The organism is Pseudomonas sp. TH21, from assembly GCF_016651025.1.
Classification (GTDB): Bacteria; Pseudomonadota; Gammaproteobacteria; order Pseudomonadales; family Pseudomonadaceae; genus Aquipseudomonas; species Aquipseudomonas aylmerensis.
Genome location: NZ_JAEKEQ010000001.1, coordinates 514,030 through 534,614, shown reverse-complemented (window position 1 = coordinate 534,614; position 20,585 = coordinate 514,030). Strand labels below are relative to the sequence as shown.

19 protein-coding genes are annotated in these 20,585 nt (G+C 61.5%); 8 read left to right on the top strand and 11 right to left on the bottom strand.

What is annotated here, in order from left to right:
- Positions 1-63: 63 nt before the first annotated feature.
- Positions 64-2,133, bottom strand: a complete 2,070-nt coding sequence (locus JFU04_RS02230) for an AsmA family protein (protein ID WP_065900188.1) — start codon at positions 2,131-2,133, stop codon at positions 64-66.
- A 347-nt stretch (positions 2,134-2,480) separates the two neighbouring features.
- Between JFU04_RS02230 and JFU04_RS02225 the strand changes: the two genes are divergently transcribed.
- Positions 2,481-2,852, top strand: a complete 372-nt coding sequence (locus JFU04_RS02225; RefSeq protein ID WP_065900187.1) for a hypothetical protein — start codon at positions 2,481-2,483, stop codon at positions 2,850-2,852.
- Between the two features lie 153 nt (positions 2,853-3,005).
- Positions 3,006-3,638, top strand: coding sequence for a TetR family transcriptional regulator (locus JFU04_RS02220; RefSeq protein WP_065900186.1), 633 nt, complete (start codon positions 3,006-3,008; stop codon positions 3,636-3,638).
- Positions 3,639-3,643: 5 nt separating this feature from the next.
- Here the strand turns inward: JFU04_RS02220 and JFU04_RS02215 are convergent, their stop codons facing one another.
- Positions 3,644-4,141, bottom strand: coding sequence for a C40 family peptidase (locus JFU04_RS02215; protein ID WP_065900184.1), 498 nt, complete (start codon positions 4,139-4,141; stop codon positions 3,644-3,646).
- A 276-nt stretch (positions 4,142-4,417) separates the two neighbouring features.
- Between JFU04_RS02215 and ureE the strand changes: the two genes are divergently transcribed.
- The 5 genes from ureE to JFU04_RS02190 all read left to right on the top strand — a co-directional run bounded on the left by ureE (position 4,418) and on the right by JFU04_RS02190 (position 8,107).
- A complete protein-coding gene (ureE, locus tag JFU04_RS02210; RefSeq protein ID WP_065900182.1) occupies positions 4,418-4,918 on the top strand; it encodes an urease accessory protein UreE in 501 nt (166 codons plus the stop codon).
- Positions 4,915-5,589, top strand: a complete 675-nt coding sequence (locus JFU04_RS02205) for an urease accessory protein UreF (RefSeq protein WP_201143436.1) — start codon at positions 4,915-4,917, stop codon at positions 5,587-5,589. Before ureE ends, JFU04_RS02205 begins: the two co-directional genes overlap by 4 nt.
- A gap of 23 nt (positions 5,590-5,612) precedes the next feature.
- Positions 5,613-6,227, top strand: coding sequence for an urease accessory protein UreG (gene ureG, locus JFU04_RS02200; protein ID WP_065900180.1), 615 nt, complete (start codon positions 5,613-5,615; stop codon positions 6,225-6,227).
- A 22-nt stretch (positions 6,228-6,249) separates the two neighbouring features.
- On the top strand, positions 6,250-6,822 hold the full coding sequence (locus JFU04_RS02195) for a HupE/UreJ family protein (RefSeq protein WP_106805307.1): 573 nt from the start codon (positions 6,250-6,252) through the stop codon (positions 6,820-6,822).
- 175 nt (positions 6,823-6,997) lie between these two features.
- Positions 6,998-8,107: an AGE family epimerase/isomerase gene (locus tag JFU04_RS02190; protein ID WP_201143435.1), complete on the top strand. Its 1,110-nt coding sequence runs from the start codon at positions 6,998-7,000 to the stop codon at positions 8,105-8,107.
- A gap of 120 nt (positions 8,108-8,227) precedes the next feature.
- Here JFU04_RS02190 and JFU04_RS02185 read toward each other — a convergent pair whose 3' ends face one another.
- The 9 genes from JFU04_RS02185 to amaB all read right to left on the bottom strand — a co-directional run bounded on the left by JFU04_RS02185 (position 8,228) and on the right by amaB (position 19,336).
- Positions 8,228-9,133 carry a cation diffusion facilitator family transporter gene (locus JFU04_RS02185; RefSeq protein ID WP_201143434.1) on the bottom strand — a complete coding sequence of 302 codons (906 nt, stop codon included), beginning with the start codon at positions 9,131-9,133 and terminating at the stop codon, positions 8,228-8,230.
- 164 nt (positions 9,134-9,297) lie between these two features.
- Positions 9,298-10,062, bottom strand: a complete 765-nt coding sequence (locus tag JFU04_RS02180; protein WP_065900173.1) for an SDR family oxidoreductase — start codon at positions 10,060-10,062, stop codon at positions 9,298-9,300.
- A gap of 823 nt (positions 10,063-10,885) precedes the next feature.
- Positions 10,886-11,602, bottom strand: coding sequence for an ABC transporter ATP-binding protein (locus JFU04_RS02175; RefSeq protein WP_065900171.1), 717 nt, complete (start codon positions 11,600-11,602; stop codon positions 10,886-10,888).
- Positions 11,599-12,474, bottom strand: coding sequence for an ABC transporter ATP-binding protein (locus JFU04_RS02170; protein WP_065900169.1), 876 nt, complete (start codon positions 12,472-12,474; stop codon positions 11,599-11,601). Before JFU04_RS02170 ends, JFU04_RS02175 begins: the two co-directional genes overlap by 4 nt.
- A complete protein-coding gene (livM, locus tag JFU04_RS02165) occupies positions 12,471-13,748 on the bottom strand; it encodes a high-affinity branched-chain amino acid ABC transporter permease LivM (RefSeq protein WP_201143433.1) in 1,278 nt (425 codons plus the stop codon). Before livM ends, JFU04_RS02170 begins: the two co-directional genes overlap by 4 nt.
- Positions 13,749-13,750: 2 nt before the next feature.
- Positions 13,751-14,665 carry an ABC transporter permease subunit gene (locus JFU04_RS02160; protein WP_003236186.1) on the bottom strand — a complete coding sequence of 305 codons (915 nt, stop codon included), beginning with the start codon at positions 14,663-14,665 and terminating at the stop codon, positions 13,751-13,753.
- 208 nt (positions 14,666-14,873) lie between these two features.
- Positions 14,874-16,010 (bottom strand): branched-chain amino acid ABC transporter substrate-binding protein, encoded by a 1,137-nt coding sequence (locus JFU04_RS02155; RefSeq protein ID WP_065900167.1) that lies wholly within the window; start codon positions 16,008-16,010, stop codon positions 14,874-14,876.
- 374 nt (positions 16,011-16,384) lie between these two features.
- Positions 16,385-17,668, bottom strand: a complete 1,284-nt coding sequence (amaA, locus tag JFU04_RS02150) for an L-pipecolate oxidase (RefSeq protein WP_120447503.1) — start codon at positions 17,666-17,668, stop codon at positions 16,385-16,387.
- Between the two features lie 177 nt (positions 17,669-17,845).
- On the bottom strand, positions 17,846-19,336 hold the full coding sequence (amaB, locus tag JFU04_RS02145; RefSeq protein WP_065900163.1) for an L-piperidine-6-carboxylate dehydrogenase: 1,491 nt from the start codon (positions 19,334-19,336) through the stop codon (positions 17,846-17,848).
- Between the two features lie 154 nt (positions 19,337-19,490).
- Here amaB and JFU04_RS02140 point away from each other — a divergent pair, with 154 nt between their 5' ends.
- Positions 19,491-20,387, top strand: a complete 897-nt coding sequence (locus JFU04_RS02140; RefSeq protein WP_120447502.1) for a LysR family transcriptional regulator — start codon at positions 19,491-19,493, stop codon at positions 20,385-20,387.
- Positions 20,388-20,585: the final 198 nt, after the last annotated feature.

Below are 20,585 nucleotides of genomic sequence, written 5' to 3'. Positions count from 1 at the left end.
AGCTCTCCACCGAGAACCAAGGCCTCATCGCCGGCAAGCCGGCTCCTGTTTTTTTGTGTCGGATCAGCCTTTCACGGTCTTCGGCGCCTTGCCTTCCTTCATCTGCTGCAGCAACGGTGCGCATTGGTTCGGCTCATCGCCGCTGGGGGCGACCAGCGCCAGCAACCCGGCAGCCGGGCCGGCGATCACGCCCAGGGCGACCATGCCCGCACCACGCAGCGCCAATGGGATGGCTTTCACCCCGGCATTCGGCTTGATGAACGGGCCGTTGACGTACAGCGGGGAACGCAGGGAGAACAGGCGGAAGCCCTTGGATTCCGGCGTGATGGTGAGGTCGAGCTGCTCGGTGGCCATGTTCGCCGTGCCATCGATGTAGATGATGGCGTTCTCGGTATCGAACACAAACAGCCGCGTGGTCGCCAGTCCAGTCTTGATGCCGAAGTCCGCCGCCGCGCAATTGATCTTCACTTCCTTGTCGCCAAACAGGCGGCCCACCACGTAGTTGCCGACGTTGAGCCCGGCGATTTCCATCAGGCTGCGGCTGATGGCGCCATCGTTGATGAGCATTTTCAGGTCACCGTTGGAGGTGCCCAGCAGCGCCGCCACGGAGTTGCCGCGCCCGGAAATATCCGCGTCGCCGTTGAGTTCACCAAAGCTGGTTTTCATCGGTTCGAAGGTCGGGAACAGCTGCTTGAGCTTGAAGTTGCGCGCAGTGAGCCGGGCACGGCCTTCCATTGGCGTGGTGCGGCCATTCAAACGGATCTGCGCGTCCAGCTTGCCGCCGGCCACGCCGAAACGCAGGGGTTCCAGGCTCAGTTCGCCGTCGTTGAGGATCAGGTGGGTGTAGAGGTCGGTGAACGGCAGATCGGCACTGTGCACGATGCGCTTGCCGGTGAATTCCACATCGGCATCCATGTCGCGCCAGCGCTCGGTGCGGAACTCTTCCACCGGCAGCACTTTGGTCGCCGGTTGTTTGCTTTCGCCGCCCCGGGCCTTTTGCTTGGCGTTGGAGTCGGCGCCGATCAGGGGCGCGAGGTCGGTCATCAGCAATTGATTGGACACCAGCGCGCCGCTGAGCTTGGGCCGTGGCTGGCTGGCGACGTAGCCGAGGTTGCCGTGGATGTCACTGTCACCGATCTTGCCGTTGAAGTTTTCGTACCGGAAAGACGCACCCGTCGGCTCGTGCAGTTTGGCGATCAAGTGCCCGTCAGTGGCGTAGGCCGGTGAGTCCGGCAGGGTCACGCCCGTCAGCGGGTACAGGTTGCCCAGGCTGGTGCCGGAGAGTTTCAGGCGCAGGTCGAGGGCGCCGAGGTTCAGCGGGTCGGTGAGGGTGCCGGCCAGCGCGATGCTGGTGTCGGCGATCTTGACCTGGGCCTGCAGCGGGAATGGCTTGGCCGCGTCCTGCAGGGCCAGCAGGCCACCGATTTTGCCGCTGCCGTCGAGTTTCTGGCCATGGTACTGGCCTTTGACCTTCAGGCCGAACGCGTAGTCCTGCGGCGCCGAGCCTTTTTCCAGGGCCTTCTTGGCATCGGCGTCGCCGACGATTTCGCCAAACGGAATCGGCTTGCCCAAGGGGTCGATGATCACGTCGAGCTGGGTCTTGAGAGTCTGGTCGTCGAGGGTGACGTGGCCCTTGTCGAAGCCGATGGCGCCAATGTCCACCACCCAACTGGAGGGTTCGGCGTTGGGGTCCTTGGGGTCGAACTTGAATGTCCAGTTGGCGCGGCCGTCGGCCAGGCGCTGCAACTGGGCACTCGGCTCGGTGAGGTCGATGCGCGGGATCACCACGCGCTGCACCAGCAGCGCCAGCGGCGAAATGCGCAGCTCGACCTTCTTCAACGTGACCATTTGCGGCTGTTTCGACCAATCGGGATTGCCCAGGGTCAGGTCTTCGGCAATCACATGGGGCCATGGCACCCAGGCACGCCAGCCGCCTTCGTCGGGCTCACGCGCCCACACCACGGCCAGGTTGCCGTTGATGGCAAACGGGCGATGCAACTCTTCGGAAACCTTGGCATTGAGGGGCGGCTTGATGCGGTTCCAGTCAAAAAACACCAGGACCAGCACCAGGATGGCGATTAACAGAACGAAGCTGGCGCAGCTCCAGGCGACAATTTTACGAGTGCGCGTCATTGCACAGGACTCCTCAACACGAATAGCTGAACTACAGCTCATAAGGCTACGACTGGCAAACCGCGCGGGGGTTTAACTCGATCGCGGATTTAGTCGCAAAAAGCCATTTTCCTGATCGACCGGACAGATTCGATCATCAACGGGCGCACCATTGTTACCCATGTTCGTGTCGAAAATACCCACCTCGGTGCAAAAGCGCGTGCTTGAGAGGCCCGTTCTAGAGCGGCTCTGGCGAACAATCAATTCTGTTGATTATTACCATTGTGTTTATGAACTTTTATATCGACTTATCAAGAGTAGCATTAGCCCTGTACCCACTTTATCGCCCTCCCAAGGAGCAACCCATCATGAAACGCCAAGTACTCGCTACCGTCCTGCTGTCTGTCCTTGCTTCCAGTGCCTTTGCCCTGCCAGCAGCCGAACAGGCAACCCCACAGAACAAAGCCCAAGCCGTTCAATCCAGCCAGACCCTGGCTCGCAGCGGTTCGCAAGAAGAAGAGAATCGTGACTACGCCAAAGGCGGCGTGGCTGAAAACGGTTCGGAACAGGCCAACAAACGCGCCTACACCGAAGGTGTTGCTGAAGGTGGCCGTGATCGCCTGGAACAGAAAGGCCTGGTCGAAGGTGGTTCTGAGCAAGCCAACAAACGCGCTTACACTGAAGGCGTTGCCGAAGGCGGCTCGGACCGTCTGCAAGAACTGCATCAAGCACAGAGCTAACCCCGTGGTGGCCCTGAAAAAAGCCCGATCAGCCGATCGGGCTTTTGACTTTTCATAGCACCTGTCACCCCGCCTGCCCCGTCAAGTTCGACGGCAGCGAAGCTGTTTTGCTAGAGTGCAGCGCTGTACTTGTCGACAAAAGCCCGCCCGCCAATGCTGCCCCGCGCCGAACAGAAGCAACAGACCCGCCTCGCCCTGATGGATGCAGCCCGCCATCTGATGGAGTGTGGCCGTGGGTTTGGCAGCCTGAGCCTGCGTGAAGTGGCGAAGACGGCCGGCATCGTGCCGACCGGTTTCTATCGTCATTTTGCCGACATGGACCAGCTCGGACTGGTATTGGTCAGTGAAGTGGGCCAGACCTTTCGCGCCACGATTCGCCTGGTGCGCCACAACGAATTCGTGATGGGCGGCATTATTGATGCCTCCGTGCGGATCTTTCTCGACGTGGTCTCGGCCAACCGTTCGCAATTCCTGTTCCTGGCCCGCGAGCAATACGGCGGCTGCCTTGCCGTGCGCCAGGCCATCGGCGCCTTGCGCGAAGACATCACCCGCGACCTGGCGGCCGACCTGACGCTGATGCCCAAGCTGCAACACCTGGATGCCGAAGGCCTGCACGTGATGGCCGACCTCATCGTCAAAAGTGTGTTCGCCACCCTCCCCGACATCATCGACCCGCCCGCCCAGGCGCTGCCTGCCCACCTCACGCCCCAGGCGAAAATCACTCAGCAATTGCGCTTTATCTTTATCGGCCTGAAGCATTGGCAGGGCCTGGGCAGCACCGAATAAGCGCCTTACCCCGCCGGGTGAAAACGCTTCGCGGTGGTGTAGTGCTTGTTCCAGTACGAATTGCTCAGCGAATCGATACGCACGTTTTTGCCGGCGCGTGGCGAATGAATGAACTTGCCGTCACCGATGTACAACCCCACATGGCTGACCTGGCCGCGCCCATTACCTTTGAAAAACACCGCGTCGCCAGGCTTGAGTGCATGGCGCTTGATGGTCGCCGCCGTTGATCGATGCATTGCCAGCGTAGTGCGCGGAATCTGGATATTGGCTTCGGTCTTGAACAGGTACACCAGGAAGCTGCTGCAATCGAAGCCCTGCTCCGCCGAGGCACCGCCCCATTTGTAAGGCGTGCCGAGCAATTGGTGGGCACGGTCAACCACATCCTCAATGGACGCTTCTTTAAAGGACGCCGTGAACAAAGGGCGTGGTTGTAGATTGGCCGACGCAGACGAAATGGCGAGAGACAGACTGACAATCACTAAACAAAAAAATGACTTGAACATGATGAACGTCGCAATGGGATAAACACGGCGCACAGCCTAAAGAAACAGTGCGTAACGTTTTGAACGCCGAATCCGCATCACTTGTAGGAATAGTCCTAAAACGCCCATGACAGGTGCGCCCTACTGCCGCGCGCACCACTTTGGTTCACCGCTAGAAACTTCCTACGCCCTCTTTAGTAGCACTACTACACTGCCTACAAGCAATTCCTACCCTTCACCGGGGTTGGCAAGCCCCTTGCTCTAGCACTCTCATCGCTCATTGCCGGAAGCTTCCTGATGCTGGTGATCCACCGCCGAATCGCCCCCCAAGCCCTCTGGGCCGCCGAGTTGCTGCTGAATTTCGAAGCACGCAGCAAAAGCCGCCTGCGCTGTTTCAGTGCCGACGGTGAAGATGTCGGCCTGTTCCTGGAGCGTGGCCAGCCGCCGCTGCACGATGGCGAATGCCTGCAGGCCGAAGACGGACGCGTCGTACGCGTCGTTGCACGACCTGAACAACTGCTTCACGTCACCTGCAGCAGCGCCTTCGAACTGACCCGCGCCGCCTATCACCTGGGCAACCGGCATGTGGCGTTGCAAGTGGGGGACGGTTGGTTGCGCCTGCTCGATGACTACGTGCTCAAGGCCATGCTGGAGCAACTGGGCGCCCACACCGAGACCATCGAGGCACCGTTCCAACCGGAGCACGGAGCCTACGGCGGTGGCCACCATCATTCGCGGCATGGCGATGAAGATTTCAACTACCCGCCCAAGTTGCACCAGTTCGGCGTGCGTCCATGAACCCAGCCTGGGCGCTGCTGCGTCTGGCCAGTCCGCAATTGCCGATTGGTGGCTACAGCTATTCCCAGGGCCTGGAAATGGCCGTGGAGAACGGTCGCGTCAACAACGCGGCCAGTGCGCGGCGCTGGATCAGCGACCAACTGCTGCTCAACCTCGCACGCTTTGAAGCGCCCCTCTTGCTCGCCCATTGCCGCGCCGCTGCCGAACTCGATTGGCCGCGCCTGACCCAATTGTGCGAAGAGCACCGCGCCAGCCGAGAAACCCGCGAGCTGTACCAGGAGAGCCGGCAGATGGGCTACTCCTTGCAGCAACTGCTCAATGGCCTGCCGGAACTCGACCAGGCCGCCGAGGATTTCCTCGCCCGCCAGCCAGAGCCGCACCTGGCCCTGGGCTGGGCGCTGGCGGCGCGGGCCTGGACTATCAGCCCTGACGATGCCCTCGCCGCCTGGCTCTGGAGCTGGCTGGAAAACCAGTTGGCCGTATTGATGAAAACCCTGCCGCTGGGCCAGCAGGCCGCGCAGCGCTTGACCAGCGAACTGCTGCCGCTGCTGCAACAGGCCCAGCAGGACGCCAGCCATATCGCCCCCAACCATTTCGGCAGCGCCGCCTTCGGCCTGTCCCTGGCGTGCATGGCCCATGAGCGCCAGTACAGCCGACTGTTCCGTTCCTGAGGCCTTTTACTGTGGAGAAGCACATGAACACACAACCCCTGCGCGTCGGTATCGGCGGCCCGGTGGGCTCCGGCAAAACGGCCCTGACCCTGGCCCTGTGCCTCGCGCTGCGCGACCGCTACAACCTGGCCGTCGTCACCAACGACATCTACACCCGCGAAGACGCCGATTTCCTGGTGCGCAACCAGGCGCTGGCGCCGGAGCGCATCATCGGCGTGGAAACCGGTGGCTGCCCGCACACGGCGATCCGTGAAGACGCCTCGATCAACCTGGAAGCGGTGGACCAGCTCAACCGCCGCTTCCCCGGCCTGGACCTGATCCTCGTGGAGTCCGGTGGCGACAACCTCTCGGCCACCTTCAGCCCGGAACTGTCGGACCTGACCATCTACGTGATCGATGTGTCCGCCGGCGACAAGCTGCCGCGCAAAGGCGGGCCTGGCATTTGCAAATCCGACCTGCTGGTGATCAACAAGATCGACCTCGCGCCGATGGTCGGCGCCTCGCTGGAGCTGATGAACAGCGACACCCAGCGCATGCGCAACGGTAAACCCTTTGTGTTCAGCAACCAGAAAACCGGCGTCGGCCTGGCCGACATCGTCGCCTTCATCGAACGCCAGGGCCTGCTGACCGCCGCCTGATCAACCCACAAGGAACCTGTCCATGAGCCTCAACAAACTCCTCGCAGCTGCCGCCCTGCTGCTCGCCCCTGCCCTGGCCTTCGCTCACCCGGGCCACGGCGACAACGGCCTGGTGGCCGGTATCAGCCATCCCCTCAGCGGCATCGACCACTTGCTGGCGATGGTTGCGGTCGGCCTGTGGGCGGCCCAACAAAAAGGCGCCGCGCGCTGGGCCCTGCCGTGCACCTTTGTCGGCACCATGCTGATCGGCGGCGTGCTGGGCTTTGAAGGGCTGGAACTGCCGGCCCTGGAAAGCGGGATTGCCGCTTCGGTGCTGGCCCTGGGCCTGGCGGTGGCGCTGGCGGTGCGTCCGCCGCTGTTCGTGGCCGTGGCTGCCACGGCGTTGTTTGCGCTGTTCCACGGCGTGGCCCACGGCCTGGAGTTGCCGGACATGTCCAGCCCTTGGGCCTATGCCGCGGGCTTTGTCGGCGCAACGGCGGTGTTGCACGCGGCCGGGTATGCGGTAGTGCGCTTCCTGCCGGCAGCGGCGGCGCCGTTGGTGCGGATTGCCGGCGCGGCTTCGGCGGCGACTGGGGTGTGGTTGTTGGCGGGCTGAGTGTTGTCGCGCCGATAAGAGCGACATCGCAGGCAAGCCAGCCGCCCACATTTGACCGGTTTCACACACCCAAATGTGGGAGCGGGCTTGCCCGCGATAGCGCCAGCGCAAACACCATAGATCCCAAGCCTGCTACCATGCGCGGCAAACACCCCTGCCGTGACGACGCCAGCCAATGCCCAGCGCTTCCCACCCCTCCTTGAACACCGTGCTCACGCACTTCCACAGCCTGATCGTGCCGCTCTGGCAAGGCCCTGGCTGGAACGCCGAGTTGGCATTGCCCTATGAGGCGCTGGACGCCGATCACCGCCCCTTGCCCCCGCAACGCTACCGCGCCATGGCCTGCGCCCGGCAGTTGTACCTGTTTGCCAGCCTGATCGGCGAGCCCGACGCGGCCTTCGCCGAAGAGCGCGCAGCGGCGCTGTTCCGTTCGCTGCAACGGCATTTCCACGACGCCGAGCACGGCGGCTGGTTCTACAGCATCGACCCCGCCGGCCAGCCGCTGGACAAGCGCAAAGACCTCTACACCCACGCGTTCATCATCTTTGCCTGTGCGCACTACTGGGCCAAGGTGCGTGAGCCACTGGTGGAGTCGGTGCTCGACGCAGCCCTGGAAGTGGTCGCCAGTCGGTTCGCCAGCGGCGACGGCCTCTACGAAGCCGTGCTGGAGCGCAACTGGTCATCCCTCAAGTCCGGCCCACTGCAAAACCCGCTGATGCACCTCGCCGAAGGTTTCCTCGCCACGCTGGCCGTGCGTGAAGACCCGATCACGCAAGACGCCCTGCTGGAGTTGGCCAACGCGATGCAGAAGCGCTTTATTGCCCCCGAGCACGGCGTGATGCTGGAAAAACCGCTGGGCGCTGTGGATAACTGGTTTGAGCCCGGCCACCAGTTCGAATGGTTCTTTTTGCTGGAGTCATCGCCAGTGCTGCGCGGCACGCCGCTGCATGCGTCGTTGACGCGCGCATTTGCCTACGCCGAACAGAAGGGTGTGGATAACAGCAGTGGCTCGGTCAGCGGCATGCTGGCCCTGGACGGTAGCGTGCGTGATGGCACCCAGCGTATCTGGGCACAGGCCGAATACCTGCGGGCACTGACCTTGCGGCCGAACAGTGAAGCCGTGCTGCAGCGTCAATTGCTGGCGCTGCAGCACCGATTCCTGCATGCCAAAGGCTGGAATGAATGCCTGGATGCCTATGGCGAGGTCAGCCGGCGGGATATGCCGTCTACCACGCCTTATCATTTGGCGACCTGCTATCAGGGGTTGGTCCAGCATTTGGGCTGACCTCATGGGCCCTTTCGCGAGCAAGCCCGCTCCCACATTTGATCGCATTCCAAAGGCAGGACGCGGTTAATTGTGGGAGCGGGCTTGCTCGCGAAAGCCTCACCTCGGTCTACCTGACTATCACGCAATCCACTTGCGATCCCCGGTAAAACTGATCGTCAGCCAACGCGCCGCATCCGGCTTGCCCAGCCCTGTGGATATCTCTTCACGCAGCGCATCCAGCGTGGCGACATTGCCCACCGGGTAATCCGCCGGCAATACCACATGAATCTCGATAAACCGTGCGCGTCCGTGCTTTTGCACGTAGGACACGTAGTCGTCGAAACCATGCCGGGCCTGGGCCGCGTCCATCACTTCACGCACTGTGTCATCCAGATGATCCGGCGCAATGCCCAGCACCTCGCGCAATGCCGGGCGCAAAATTTTCAGCGCCGGCGCCAGCATGCTCAGGGCCAGCAGGATCAGGATCAACGGGTCGACATACACCGCCCATTCGCCATAGCCCTGGGACTTGAGCAGCAGCGCAGCCAGGAAGCTGATCAGCAAACCCAACGACAGCATCGCGTCCACCAGCCAACTGATGTTGTCGAACTGGATCAGTGACGATTTGAGCGTACGGTTGCGGTATCGCACGTAGAAGAAATAAGCGAACTCGACAACGGTAAACACCGCTGCGTAAATGATCACCAGGCCCAACTCGATCTCGCGCCCGCCATTGATGATGCCGAACACACCGTTGAGAAACGCGTAGATGGCGATCAGCAACAGGAAACTGCCTTCGATCAGCAGCACCATGGGTTCCAGGTGCCAATAGCCGAACTGGAAACGTTCGTTGCTTTTCTTGGCGATCAGCTTGGCCGTGATCAGCATCAACACCTTGATGGCGGTGGCGATCAGCGAGAAAAAGCCGTCGAATAGAATGGATTGGGCGCCAGATACCACACCCGTGACAATCCCGGCGATCGCCACGGCGAACATCAGGATAGTCGATTGTTTGAGCAGTGCCTGCTCACCTCGGTTACTCACATTTCCTCCTGTCAAAACCTATAAACCGCACACTGCGGAGGGGTTTTCAGGGGTGGAGTGTACCTTATGTCGTGTTTTGGCCGATTTGCCGCCATCGCCGGCAAGCCGGCGCCTACATATGACCACCTGCAGGAACCGGTTTGCCGGCGACTCGAATCAATGCCTTACTTGGCGCCTCGCTCGATAGCAAACCCGGCCCAGGTCTGGCTCACCGGCATCAGCTCCAGGCGGTTGATGTTGACGTGCGCAGGCGTGTTCAGCACCCAGAAGATGGTGTCGGCAATGTCCTGCGGCTGGATCGGCTCGGCACCGGCATAGGTGGCGTCATAGCGCGCCTGGTCGCCGCCGAAGCGCACCAGCGAGAACTCGCTTTCGCACAGGCCTGGCTCGATGTTGGTCACACGCACGCCGGTACCTTGCAGGTCGCAACGCAGGTTCAGCGAGAACTGCTTCACGAACGCCTTGGAGCCGCCATACACGTGGCTGCCCGGGTACGGGTAGCTGCCGGCGATGGAGCCCAGGTTGATGATCCCGGCGCCACGGCCATGGGCGATCAGGCGCGGCAGCAGCAGGCTGGTGGTGGTCAGCAGGCCCTTGATGTTGGTGTCGACCATGGTTTCCCAATCGTCGAGGCTGCACTTGGGCGCAGGATCGGTGCCCACGGCCAGGCCGGCGTTGTTGATCAGTCCACGCAAGGTGGCGAACGACGCTGGCAGATTGGCGATCGCGTCTTCCATGCCCTTGCGGTCACGGACGTCCACCACCAGGCCATGCACTTCGGTCTGCTTGGAAAGCTCTTCGACCAACGCATTCAAACGGTCGGCACGACGACCGGTGAGCACCAGTTTCCAGCCGGCTTCGGCAAAACGACGGGCACAGGCCTCGCCAAAACCTGAGGTTGCGCCAGTAATAAACAGCGTGTTGGACATGGTGTTCTCCTTGCGGTGATCGGGGAAAAAAGTTGCCAGCAGAATGCCCGTACGCCGCGGTGGCGGCAACCGCTATGCACTCACCTTCATGTACAGCTGATCATTTTTTGACCATTACGAGCAACGCCATATAAACCGTGGCCTGCAGCCATATGCGCGCAGGTTATCCACAACTGCGCCCACAGTCTTTGGGGGCAAGTACAAAACACCCGAAGCCGCTGTGTACAAGGCCTGCAGGCGGTTTTAGAAAGTTTTTTGCTTGACCTTGGCCGGGGCGTATGTAGGCCCATGACCACGCAGAAAATCCAGGCGATGGCTCCAGGCCAGTCATTCCGGCCTCTGCGGCAGTCTTTCCAGAGTTTAGTCACAGACTTATCCACAGGCCGGAGGGACATATTTCGGTCATATACCTGTGTCTTTAAACAGGTTGACAAAGGCCTCGTCCGGTCAGCAAAAAGCCGCTGGTCAAAAAACAACCGCCATGCTGCAAGCCACGTAAATAAAGGCCTGCAGCGAGCTACACCCACGTTACCCACAGCCGGTTCCACAGCGGATGGGGACAAGTCAAAACTGTGACAAAACAGGGATTTGCGGCGGCTATATGTCGCGCTTTCAGAGGAGGCCAGATTTGTTTTCCACAATTTGGCGGGGAGCCTGTGGACACCCCAAAAACAAATGTGGGAACCGGCTTTATGTGGGAGCCGGGCTTGCCCGCGATAGCTTCACCTCGGTTTGCCTGACAGACCGAGGTGTTCGCATCGCAGGCAAGCCAGCTCCCACATAAAGCCGGTTCCCACATGGGTTATTGCATCAAGCTTTTAGATCAGTGCCCACCCAGGTAGGCGTTGCGCACCTCTTCATTCACCAGCAATTCCTTACCGGTGCCGGTCAGGCGAATCTCGCCGTTGACCATCACATACGCACGGTCCGACAGGCGCAACGCATGGTTGGCGTTCTGCTCCACCAGGAAGATGGTCATCCCGGTGGAAGCCAGCTCGCGCAGCGTGGCGAAGATTTGCTTCACCACAATCGGCGCCAGGCCCAGGCTCGGTTCATCCAGCAGCAACAGCTTGGGCCGGCTCATCAGCGCGCGGGCGATGGCGAGCATTTGCTGCTCACCACCGGACATGGTCATCGCGCGCTGGTTGCGCCGCTCCTTGAGCCGTGGGAACAGCTCGAACATGCGCTGCATGTCCTCCGTGGCAAACTTGTCGCCAATCGGGATGGTGCCCATCAGCAGGTTTTCCTCGACGGTCATGTCGGGGAACACCCGCCGCCCTTCCGGCGACTGCGCAATGCCGTTGGAAGCGATGTAGTGGGACGACTTGTGGGTAATGTCGACGCCGTTGTAGATGATCTGCCCCGACTCGGCCCGAGGCTGGCCGAAGATCGACATCAGCAGCGTGGATTTACCCGCGCCGTTGGAGCCGATCAGGCTGACGGTTTCGCCTTCATTGATGTGCAGCGAGACTTTTTTCAGGGCCTGGATCGGGCCGTAGAACACGTCCAGGTCCTTCATTTCGAGGATAGGTGTACTCATACCAGCTCCTCTTCGTCTGCGCCCAGGTAGGCGGCAATCACTTTCGGGTCGTTGCGGATCGCGTCCGGCCCACCCTCGGCAATCACGTTGCCGTGGTCCAGCACCACGATGTGGTCGGAAATACTCATCACCATGCCCATGTCGTGTTCGATCAGCACCACCGTGAGGTCGTGTTCGTCGCGCAGCAGGCGAATCATCGCGCTGAGGGCTTCGGTTTCCTGCGGGTTGAGGCCCGCTGCCGGCTCGTCCAGGCAGATGATCTGCGGCCGGGTGCACATGGCCCGGGCGATTTCCAGGCGGCGCTGCTGGCCGTAGGAAAGCTCGCCAGCCAGGCGGTTGGCGCAGTCCACCAGGTCGACCACCTCGAGCCAGTAGAAGGCATGGTCGAGCGCATCGCTCTCGGCCTTGCGATAGCCCTTGGTGTTGAGGATGCCCGCGAGCATGTTGCGGTTGACCCACATGTGCTGGGCGACCAGCAGGTTTTCCAGCACCGACATTTCCTTGAACAGGCGAATGTTCTGGAAAGTACGGGCCAGGCCGGCACGGTTGACCAGGTGGGTGCCGCCGAACATCTTGTAGAACACCCGGCTGAAGAAGCTTTTCGGCGACACGAAGTCGACCGCCTTGAAACGCTCACCCAGCAACTGGATCACGTTGGTCTGCTTGCCGCGAATGTTCAGTTCGATCTTGCCGCCGCTGGCTTTGTAGAAGCCGGTGAGGCAGTTGAACACGGTGGTCTTGCCCGCGCCGTTAGGGCCGATCAGGGCGAAGATCGAGTTGCGTTCGACCTTGAGGCTCACGTCGCTCAAGGCCTTGATGCCACCGAAGTGCATCATCAGGTGTTCCACGGAGAGGACGACTTCCTTGCTCATGGCGCTACCCCCTTGCGTGGCGTCACACCGGTGCGGCTGATCCGGATCAGGCCGCGCGGTCGCCAGATCATCATCACCACCATCAGCACGCCAAACAGCAGCACGCGGTATTCGCTGAAGCTGCGCAGCAGTTCAGGCGCGACGGTCAAGACGAACGCCGCAATCACCACGCCGACCGTCGAGCCCATGCCGCCCAACACCACGATGGCGAGGATCAGCGCCGACTCGAAGAAGGTGAACGAGGACGGGTTGACGAAGCCCTGGTAGCTGGCAAAGAACACCCCGGCCAGACCGGCGGTGGACGCGCCGATGGTGAACGCCGAGAGCTTGACCAGCACGTGGTTCAGGCCCATGGAGCGGCAGGCGATCTCATCTTCGCGCAAGGCTTCCCAGGCGCGACCGACCGGCATGCGGGTCAGGCGATGCTTGATGTACAGCACGGCCAGCACCACCAGGAACAGCACGATGTAGATGAACAGGAATTTGATATTGGGGTTGTAGTCGATGCCGAAGAATTCGTGGAATGGAATCCCACCGTCCTTCGCCTTGCGCCCGAACTCCAGGCCCAGGAAGGTCGGCGACGGCACCGGCATACCGTTCGGGCCACCGGTGAACGACAGCCAGTTGTTGAGCACCAGGCGGATGATTTCACCGAAGCCCAGGGTCACGATGGCGAGATAATCGCCGTGCATTCGCAACACCGGGAACCCGAGTATGCACCCCGCCAGCGCCGCACAGATGGCCGCCAGCGGCAGCACCGTCCAGAAGCCCAGGCCAAGGTATTGATACCCCAGCGCCAGGCCGTACGCGCCGATGGCGTAGAACGCCACGTAACCGAGGTCGAGCAGGCCGGCCAGGCCGACCACGATATTCAGGCCCAGGCCGAGCAACACGTAGATCAGGCCGAGGATCACCACGGTCAGCAGGTACTTGTTGGCGAAGATCGGGAACACGATGGCGATCACGATCAGTACCGGGATGATCCAGCGCAGCCGCGACTTGTAGTCCGGTGGCAGCACGTGCACGCCGGAGCCACTGCTTTCGAAGCCCTGCAGGATCTTCAGGCCCCTGGGGGTTTGCAGGAACAGGCTCATGGCAAAGCGGCCGACCATCACGATGGCGACCAGCAGGGCCACGCGGGCCGGTTCCAGGTTGAAGCTGTAGCCGTCGAGGACCACGCCGACGATCGGACCGAACACGATCAACGAAATCAGCCCGGCAAGGACCGTATCGACCACACTTTTCTTGATATCGATGGGTTTGGCAGCAGACATGTTTACACCTTCGCCACGAGTGGGCGACCAAGCAGGCCCTGGGGACGGAAAATCAGAATCACCACCAGCAGGGAGAAACTGAACACGTCTTTGTAGTCAGAGTTGATCAACCCCGAGAACAGCGACTCGGAAATACCCAGGATGATCCCGCCCAGCATCGCCCCAGGCAGGGAGCCGATGCCGCCGAGTACCGCTGCGGTAAACGCCTTGATGCCGATGATGAAGCCGGCATAGAAGTCGAACGTGCCGTAGTTGAGGGTGATCAGCACACCGGCCAGGGCCGCCATGGCGGCACCGATGACAAACACGTAGGAGATCACGCGGTCGGTGTTGATGCCCAGGATCGAGGCCATCTTGCGGTCTTGCTGGGTGGCGCGGCACATGCGGCCGAGCTTGGTGTACTTGATGATGTAGGTGAGCAGCGCCATGCCGGCAAACGCCGCCACGAGGATGAAGACCTTGGTGTACGTGAGCTGGACGAACCCGCTGCCGATGTCGACACGCCAGGCCCCGGCCAGCAGGGTGGGAATACCTTGTTGCTTGGCACCCTGGGCGATCTGCGCGTAGTTCTGCAGGATCAGGGAGATCCCGATGGCGCTGATCAGCGGAGCCAGTCGGGTGGAGTTGCGCAGCGGTTTGTAGGCGACACGCTCGATGACCCAACCGTACACGCCGGTGACGACCACGGTGAAGATCAAGGTGCCGAGAATGAGCAGCGGGAAGGATTCGATGCCGAAGTAAGCCAGCAGTGCCAGACTGATCGCCGCGAGGTAAGCGGAAATCATATAAACCTCGCCATGGGCGAAGTTGATCATGCCAATGATGCCATAGACCATTGTGTAGCCGATGGCGATCAGGCCATAGACCGACCCGAGGGTCAGGCCGTTGACCAGTTGCTGCAGGAAAATACCATCCATAACGCAATCTCACGCGGTGAGAGACTGCACACCCGCCAGTTGCCGGTGTGCGGCTCTTCTTGGAGGAAAAAACAGATATCCATCACAGCACCATTCCCTGTGGGAGCGGGCTTGCTCGCGAAGGCGGCGGGTCAGTCAACACATCGACTGCTGACAGATCGCTTTCGCGAGCAAGCCCGCTCCCACAGTGGATCTGTGGTGCCCAGCCTTACTTCTGTTTTTCCAGCTGATGGTATTTACCGTCTTTGTCCCACTGGTAAACCACGTAGTCGGAGACTTTCAGGTCACCCTTCGCGTCCCAGGCTTTTTCACCCATCACGGTTTTCACCGGGTGCGCCTTGAGCCACTTGGCGGCGTCTTCGCCCTTGTTGGACTTGGCGCCATTGAAGCCAGCGGCCAGGGCCTGGATCGAGGCGTAGGCGTACAGGGTGTAGCCTTCTGGCTCGGTGCCGTTTTTGCGGAACTCTTCAACCACAGCCTTGCTGTCCGGCAGCAGGCGCGGGTCGGCGCCGAAGGTCATGTAGACGCCATCCACGTACTGCTTGCCACCAGCGGTCGCAACCAGTTCGTCGGTGACCACGCCGTCATCGGACATGAACTTCACGTCCTTGAGGCCGGCTTCACGGATCTGGCGAACCAGAGGACCGGCTTCCGGGTGCAGGCCGCCGAAGTACACGACGTCAGCACCGGTGGAACGGATCTTGGTGACCAGGGCGCTGAAGTCTTTCTCGCCACGGGTCAGGCCTTCTTCCAGCACCGGCTTGACGCCGCGCTTGGTCAACTGCGCTGCAGTGGCGTCGGCCAGGCCTTTGCCGTAGGTGTCCTTGTCGTTGATAACCGCGACTTTCTTGCCCTTGAGCACATCGACGATGTAGTCGCCGGCGACGATGCCTTGCTGGTCGTCACGCCCGCACATACGGAACATGGCGCCCAGGCCGCGTTCGGTCACTTGTGGGTTGGTGGAGCCTGGGGTGATCGCGATGATGCCCGCCTCGTCATACACCTCGGACGCCGGGATGGTGTTGGACGAGCAGAAGTGCCCGACCACGCCGATGACTTTGTCCTGGTCTGCCAGGCGGTTGGCCACGGCTACGGCTTGCTTGGGTTCGCAGGCGTCGTCGCCGGCGACCAGCACGATTTTCTCGCCGTTGATGCCACCGGCCTTGTTGACCACATCGGCTGCCGCCTGGGCACCCTTCATGTACTGCTCACCGAAAGCGGCGTTGGCGCCCGTCATCGGCCCCGCCACGCCAATCTTCACATCAGCTTGAACAAACGTAGAAACACCCAGTGCCGCTGCAACGGCGAGGGCCAGAAAACCTTTCTTGTAAAACGTCTGGGACATGAGTGGTGCTCCGATATTTTTGATTTTTGGCACGACAACTTGCATTCAAACCTTTCACTGAAAGCCCAGAGCAAGGCGCGTGCCATTACGTTTTTATTCTTCAAAAAGACACGGTGTCATTGGGATTGCTGGCGTTTCGACTCCTTTTGCCAGGACGTGCAACCCTCTAGCGTCAAGAGGTGCAACCAGTGGATCGAAAAAGTACAACCTTGGCAGGTCGCACCTGCAACCAGACGGATAAACGACAGTTCCTGCACCTGTAACAACGTGCGTAACGGAACTGCACATTTACAGTGCGTGATTGCTACGACTTGCACCAATACAGATTAGTAGCCTGCTAAGAAAATGCAGGCTTCTGAGCAGTATTTCGCTGATCAGATCACGATCCTCAGGCATTGTCCGGCGTGATACAGCGAGAATCCGGCTTCATACAGGCAACTGCGCAGGCCCACTCCGGCCAGCGGTTGCATGGGCGCGAACGGAATCGGCAAGGCCTGGGGATTCTGGTGACACAGGTAATCGGCAAACGCCTTGCCGACCACACTGCCGGTGGTCACGCCGCGCCCGTTATAGCCCGTTACTGCCACAAGGCCAGGGGCCGGTTCGAACAGGCGCATCAGGTGATCCGGGGTGAAGGCGATGCAGCCGGTCCAGGTGTACTCCCACTGCACCGATTTGAGGTACGGGAAGTAATGCTGCTGCACCCGATCGGCCCACGCCTTGAGGAACCAGGCCGGTTTCTGGTTCCCGTTGCCCAGGCTGCCGAGCAACAGGCGGCCATCAGCATCGCGGCGGATGCTGCTCAATACCTGGCGCGTGTCCCAGGAACCCTGGCCGCCGGGCAGGATTTGCTTGGCGGCGTCGTCGGTGAGGGGCGCCGAGGCCACCTGGTAGTAATAACCGGGGAAAAAGTTGCGGCGCAGTTCGGTCCATTCGCCTTCGGTGTAGGCGTTGGATGCGATCACCACCTGTGCAGCCTGCACCGCACCGTTGGCGGTCTGCACCGACCAATGCGCGCCTTGGCGCTCAAGTTGAGTGACGGGGGAATGGTCGAACAGTTGTCCACCCAAACCCGCCGCCGCATTGGCCAGGCCACTGGTGTAGGCCATCGGGTTGAGGGTGCCGGCGCGTCTATCCAGCAGGGCGGCGGCGATCTTCTGGGTGCCGGTGGCTTGCTCGCAGGCCTGGCCGGTGAGTAATTCGACCGGCGCCCCACGGCGCTTCCACTGCTCTTCGCGACTGCGCAGATCCGCCTCGCCCCGGGCGTTGTGCGCCATGTGCAAGGTGCCCTCGCGGCGCAATTGGCAATCGATGTTGTATTTGTCGATCAGGCTGAACACCAGCGACGGCGCGGCGCCCAACATGCGGTTGAGCTGGCTGCCCACCGCCTCGCCGAAACCGGCTTCGATCTCGTCCGGCGGAATCCACATGCCGGCATTCACCAGCCCGACGTTGCGCCCCGAACCGCCGTGGCCGGTGCGATGGGCCTCGAGCACGGCGACGCTTTTGCCTTGTTCCAGCAAGTGAATGGCGGCCGACAAACCGGTGATCCCGGCGCCGATCACGCACACATCCACCTTGACCTCGCCCGCCAGCGCCGCACGCTCCGGCCGGCCGGGGGTGAGGTGTTCCCACAAACATGTTTCGCGCAATGCCATTGCCAGACTCCGATGAGACCTAACAAACATCTAAATTCAGTTTCGACTTGGTAATCCAATCAACTGTGGGAGCGGGCTTGCTCGCGAAAGCAGTGGATCAGTCAACAGATATACAGCTGATCCACCGCATTCGCGAGCAAGCCCGCTCCCACATTTTTTCCGCGTTCCGGCAGGTATTTAGTCGAAAGTAATGCCTTGGGCCAGCGGCAATTCCAGCGAGTAGTTCACGGTATTGGTCTGGCGACGCATATACCCGCGCCACGCATCCGAACCCGACTCACGTCCGCCGCCGGTCTCTTTCTCACCGCCAAACGCACCGCCGATTTCCGCACCACTCGGGCCGATGTTGACGTTGGCGATCCCGCAGTCGCTGCCCACCGCCGACATGAACTGCTCGGCTTCACGCACGTCGGTGGTGAAGATGCACGACGACAAGCCTTGCGGCACGGCGTTGTTCAGGCGCAGGGCTTCGGCGAAGTCGGTGTAGCCGATCACGTACAGAATCGGCGCGAAGGTTTCGGTGCACACCACGTCGCTTTGCTCGGGCATTTCCACAATCGCCGGCGATACGTAGTAGGCGTTGGGGAAGGTGTCTTCCAGCTGGCGCTTGCCGCCGAATACCTTGCCGCCTTCGCTCAGGGCTTGCTCCAGGGCGTCCTGCATGTTGTCGAAGCCGTGCTTGTCGATCAGCGGACCGATCAGGTTGCCTTCCAGCGGGTGGCCGATGCGCACCTTGGAATAGGCGGCCTTGAGACGGGTGACGATTTCTGCCTTGACCGACTCGTGCGCGATCAGGCGGCGCAGTGTGGTGCAACGCTGGCCGGCGGTGCCCACCGCACTGAACAGGATGGCGCGTACGGCCATGTCCAGGTCGGCGCTCGGGCCGAGGATCATCGCGTTGTTGCCGCCCAGTTCGAGGATGCTGCGCGCGAAACGCGCGGCGACTTTCGGGGCGACTTCCCGGCCCATGCGCGTGCTGCCGGTGGCGCTGATCAGGGCCACGCGCGGGTCGTCCACCAGCGCGGCGCCCGCATCGCGGCCGCCGATGATGACTTGGCTGAGGTATTGCGGGGCGTCAGTGAATTTTTTCAGCACGCGCTCGAACAGCGCCTGGCAGGCCAGGGCGGTGAGCGGGGTCTTTTCCGAAGGTTTCCAGATCACCGCGTTGCCGCACACCAGCGCCAGGGTGGTGTTCCACGCCCACACCGCCACCGGGAAGTTGAAGGCGCTGATCACGCCGACCACGCCCAGCGGGTGCCAGGTCTCACGCATGTGATGGCCGGGGCGCTCGGAGGCGATGGTCAAGCCATACAGCTGGCGGGACAGGCCGACGGCGAAGTCGCAGATGTCGATCATTTCCTGCACTTCGCCCAGGCCTTCCTGGGTGATCTTGCCGGCTTCCCACGAGACGAGTTCGCCAAGGTCGGCCTTGTATTCGCGCAGCACGTCGCCGAACTGGCGCACCAGCTCACCACGACGCGGTGCCGGCACTTTGCGCCAGGCCTCGAATGCATGCTCGGCGCGACTGACCTGCTGCTCCACCTCGGCGGCGCCCTCCCAGTGCACACTGCCGATACGGCTGCCATCAATCGGCGAATGCACGGGTTGTTTACCCGCCTGGTACAGCGCCGGGTTTACCCCGAGACGATCAAGCAATGCAGCAACCATGGGTCACTCCTTCAATCTGCAGACAGAAAAATTGCGCCGCGGCCCACACGGCGATCCTGGGCTTATTTGTAGCTGGCCCAAGACTTGCCAACAAACGACGATTAGGCGAGATATCATTCCGTTTATTCATGCAAAGAATAAAAAGAGGCGTGCCGTGCTGAACAAAAGACATTTGCCCTCGATCACCGCCCTGCAGTGTTTCGAAGCCGCCACCCGTCACCTGAGCTTCACCCGCGCCGCCGAGGAACTGAACCTCACGCAAAGCGCGGTGAGCAAACAAGTGGCGCAGCTCGAAGAATTGCTGCAGCACCTGCTGTTTCGCCGCGTGCGCCGCCGCTTGCAGATGACCCCGGCGGGCGACCTGTACCTGGTGGAAGTGCGCAAGATCCTCACGCAGGTGGAGATGTCCACGCACTACCTGCGCTCCTACGGCGGCGAGACCGAAGTGCTGCGCGTGTCCACGCCATACACGTTCGGCGCCCGCTGGCTGGTGCCGCGCCTCAAGGGCTGGCGCCTGCGTCACCCGCAGATCCACCTGGACCTGTGCAACGAGCAGGAGCCGGACGAGTTGCTGCAAGGCAAGGCCGACATGGCCTTCTACTTCGGCCAGGGCTCACGCCCCGGCACCGAGAGCCTAAAGCTGTTCAGCGAAGAACTTGTACCGGTGTGCGCGCCGGAGAGCCTGCCAGTCCAGCCCTTCACCGATCCGACCCAACTCAGCGAGCTGGTGTTGCTGCAGAACGCCTCGCGGCCCCAGGGCTGGCACGACTGGTTCGCGAGCCAAGGTTTCCACACCGAGCACAGCTACCACGGGCCGCGTTTCGACACGTTCTATATGTGCATCCGCGCCGCGCAGGTGGGCTGTGGCGTGGCCCTGCTGCCGCGCTTTCTGGTGGAGGAGGAGCTGGCCGAGGGCAAGCTGGTGATCCCCTGGCCGCATGCGATGCCGAGCCAGGATGCGTATTACCTCGCGTACCCCGAGCACTCGGCGGAGGTGCCCAAGGTGCGCGAGTTTGTGAAGTGGATGATGGAGCAAGTTGAACCTGTTTGAGCCCCGTCGCCTGACATGCCGCCTTCGCGAGCAAGCCCGCTCCCACATTTAAAATGCATTCCAAATGTGGGAGCGGGCTTGCTCGCGAAGGCGCCAGTGGCCACAACAAAGATCCCAAGATGAAAAAACGCTGGCAAAACCCCACAGGTCTATGCGCCACTAGCCCCCTTCCTTAATTGTGCGTAAAGGTCGGCGCCG